3 protein-coding genes and 1 pseudogene are annotated in these 3,045 nt (G+C 64.5%); 3 read left to right on the top strand and 1 reads right to left on the bottom strand.

Going from position 1 to position 3,045, the window contains the following annotated elements; translation table 11 throughout:
- From WAN71_RS23890 to WAN71_RS23900, 3 genes and pseudogenes are all read left to right on the top strand, one after another.
- Positions 1-243 (top strand): annotated as a pseudogene (locus tag WAN71_RS23890) (SDR family oxidoreductase); the annotation flags it as partial.
- A 25-nt stretch (positions 244-268) separates the two neighbouring features.
- Positions 269-1,174, top strand: coding sequence for an SDR family oxidoreductase (locus WAN71_RS23895; RefSeq protein ID WP_422227706.1), 906 nt, complete (start codon positions 269-271; stop codon positions 1,172-1,174).
- Positions 1,175-1,197: 23 nt separating this feature from the next.
- Complete coding sequence (locus WAN71_RS23900) at positions 1,198-1,902, top strand: MBL fold metallo-hydrolase (protein WP_422227707.1); 705 nt, start codon at positions 1,198-1,200, stop codon at positions 1,900-1,902.
- Between the two features lie 11 nt (positions 1,903-1,913).
- Here the strand turns inward: WAN71_RS23900 and WAN71_RS23905 are convergent, their stop codons facing one another.
- Positions 1,914-2,885, bottom strand: coding sequence for a histidine phosphatase family protein (locus WAN71_RS23905; RefSeq protein ID WP_422227708.1), 972 nt, complete (start codon positions 2,883-2,885; stop codon positions 1,914-1,916).
- Positions 2,886-3,045 lie beyond the last annotated feature (160 nt).

Here is a 3,045-nt window from a genome sequence, read left to right on the forward strand (position 1 = left end):
TGCGTGGTCGGCATGGTCGAGACCTAACAGTCGGAGCTCTTCTACGGCGACGCCGAGTCGATCGCCGCGATCTCCAAGAACGTGCCACTCGGCCGGCTGGCCACACCCGCCGATGTCGGTTGGGCCGCAGCATTTTTGGCCTCGGATGCAGCGTCCTACATCAGCGGTGCCTCGTTGGAAGTACACGGTGGCGGCGAGCCCCCGCACTATCTGGCCACAACGAACGCGAGCGCGATCAAATAAAGGAGACGCAGAAGATGGGTAGAAAATGGGGCTAGTCGACGGCCGGGTCGTCATCGTCACCGGTGCGGGCGGCGGTATCGGACGCGCGCACGCGTTGGCCTTCGCCGCCGAGGGTGCGCGGGTCGTGGTCAACGACATCGGTGTGGGCCTGGACGGGTCGCCGGCAAGCGGCGGCAGCGCTGCACAGAGGGTGGTCGACGAGATCACCGCGGCCGGAGGCGAAGCCGTCGCCAACGGCTCCAACATCGCCGACTGGGATCAAGCGGCAGCCCTGGTCCAGACCGCCGTCGACACGTTCGGTGGTCTGGATGTCCTGGTGAACAACGCCGGCATCGTGCGCGACCGGATGATGGCCAACACCAGCGAGGAAGAGTTTGACGCTGTCATCGCCGTGCACCTCAAGGGCCACTTCGCCGCGATGCGGCACGCCGCGTCGTATTGGCGGGGACTGTCGAAAGAGGGCAAAGCCGTTGACGCACGGATCATCAACACCAGTTCCGGTGCGGGCCTGCAAGGCAGCGTCGGGCAGGGTAACTACAGTGCCGCCAAAGCCGGCATCGCGGCACTGACCCTCGTCGGCGCTGCGGAAATGGGTCGATACGGCGTCACCGTCAACGCGATCGCGCCGTCAGCGCGCACCCGGATGACCGAGACGGTCTTCGCAGACATGATGGCAACGCAGGACGACGATTTCGATTCCATGGCCCCGGAGAACATTTCGCCACTGGTCGTCTGGCTGGGCAGCGCGCAGTCCCGTGATATCACTGGAAAGGTGTTCGAAGTTGAGGGCGGCAAGATCCGGGTCGCTGAAGGCTGGGCACACGGCCCCCAGATCGACAAGGGCGCCAAATGGGATCCGGCGGAATTAGGCCCGGCTGTTGGCGATCTACTCGCGAAGTCTCGGCCTCCGGTACCGGTGTACGGCGCCTAGCCCACAGACGTCCTAGGCCGAGGGTGCACTTCACCTGGGAGCGGTTGACCGACAGTGTGCATCGTTGTCGGCTGCCATTCCTCGACGTGACAGTCGGTTTGGTGCAAGGCCGTACCGGGGCGATGCTGATTGACACCGGTACCACGCTGGCTGAAGCAGCGGCGATCGACGCCGACGTGCGCCAACTTGCCGGACGCCGGGTGACACACGTGGTGTTGACCCACAAGCACTTCGACCATGTGCTGGGTTCCTCGGTGTTCGTTGACGCCGAAACCTACTGTGCGCCCGACGTTGTCGAATACCTCTCGTCGCGCACCGATCAGCTTCGCGACGACGCGTTGCGTTACGGCGCGGACGTTGAGGAAATCGACCGCGCGATCGCCGCACTGCGCCCGCCTCGACACGGCATCGACAACGCTATCGTCGACCTCGGAAATCGCCCGGTGACGATCGCGTACCTGGGCCGCGGCCACACCACCTCGGACCTGGTCGTGGTGGTGCCTGGTGATGACGGCGACCGGGTCGTGGTCTTCACTGGTGATCTCGTGGAGGAGTCCGGCGACCCGGCGATCGATGCCGATTCCGATGTGGCGGCCTGGCCCGCCACGCTTGACCGCCTGCTTGTGGTCGGCGGACCCGACGCCATCTACGTACCTGGCCACGGCAGTGTTGTCGACGCGGAATTCGTCCGCCGGCAACGGGATTGGCTGAGCAGTCGTCGCGGTTAACGATGCTCGGCTCAGATGCTGCCGCCTAACGCGCCAACGATATCGTCAAATACCGCGGTGGGGAATTGGGCGAGCGCAGCGTCGACTTGGCCGACGCCGGCCTGAATCGCGCTGTCGATCGTCGCCGAATTGCCGGTGAGCAGAGCCTCGTAAATGTCGAAGCCGGCGAATTGCGGCGCCTCGATCAGGTTGCGGAAGTCGACGAACAGGTCCGTGCCCAATCCCGGATCCTGCGGCACCGCTGTCCCGTCATAGCTGACCAACGTCCAATCCCCGGGACTGCCGTCGATAACGACTTGGCCGGCGTTGGGCAAGAACTGTCCATTGCTGACCAGCTCCTGCAGGAGGACGGAGAAATCGGGGTTGTTGACATTCATCATCGTCCAGACCGCAATCGCGCCTTCGCTGGAGAACGCGGCGTCAAACGGGGTGCCGGTAGCGCTCGCGGTGCTGTCGTAGATCGTTTGAACGGCGTTGCCGAAGCTTTCGTCGAACGTCACCCCGTTGACGCTGGGATCGCCCAGATCCGGCACCAATACACCGCCAAACACCCAGGAAAGCGGGGCCAGCAAGTACAAGATGCCCTCGAGGCTGTTCGTCGGGGCGCCCTCGAAAGCGCCTGCGGGTATCTCGTTGAGCCCGGGCAAGATCGTGACGGGCAATTTGCCCGCTAGATCCTGGGCTAACTGCGCTGCGGTCTGCTCCGACCTGAGCTCTTCCGACGAGAAGATGCCGGCGATGTCGTTCGCATGCGCCGTGGCGATTGCTTGCCCGACGGTCTCCGCCTGGGTCAACCCGGTCGGGGTGAGCGCGGTCCCGGGCGGCACGGTGTCGATGATGCCTGCAGCGTTGTCGATCGATTGCCCGTGCCGGATGAAGTCCAGCACGATCGACCCGTCGTCGGCCCAGGCCAGCGCCGATCCGATGGATAGTAGGGCCGTCGAGAGCAGCCCGACGGTAACCAAGCGGAGCCGGTTTCTCATCACTTCCCCCATTCGCCGAAGGGCGTTTCAGCGCAAAGGCAATTTACCGCAGCCGGCCTCCCTGTTCGGGGAAATCGGCGGGAGGAACTAAGCCGGTTCGCACACCACCAACGGGATGACCCGGTCAGTGGCGTCGCGGTATCCACGGTAGGGGTAGGGA

The sequence above is a fragment of the Mycobacterium sp. genome (assembly GCF_049280035.1).
Classification (GTDB): Bacteria; Actinomycetota; Actinomycetes; order Mycobacteriales; family Mycobacteriaceae; genus Mycobacterium.

Excerpts from the sequence above, each read along its gene's own strand:
- WAN71_RS23895 (WP_422227706.1), top strand. The coding sequence starts at position 269 with ATGGGGCTAGTCGACGGCCGGGTCGTCATCGTCACCGGTGCGGGCGGC.
- WAN71_RS23905 (WP_422227708.1), bottom strand. The coding sequence starts at position 2,885 with ATGAGAAACCGGCTCCGCTTGGTTACCGTCGGGCTGCTCTCGACGGCC.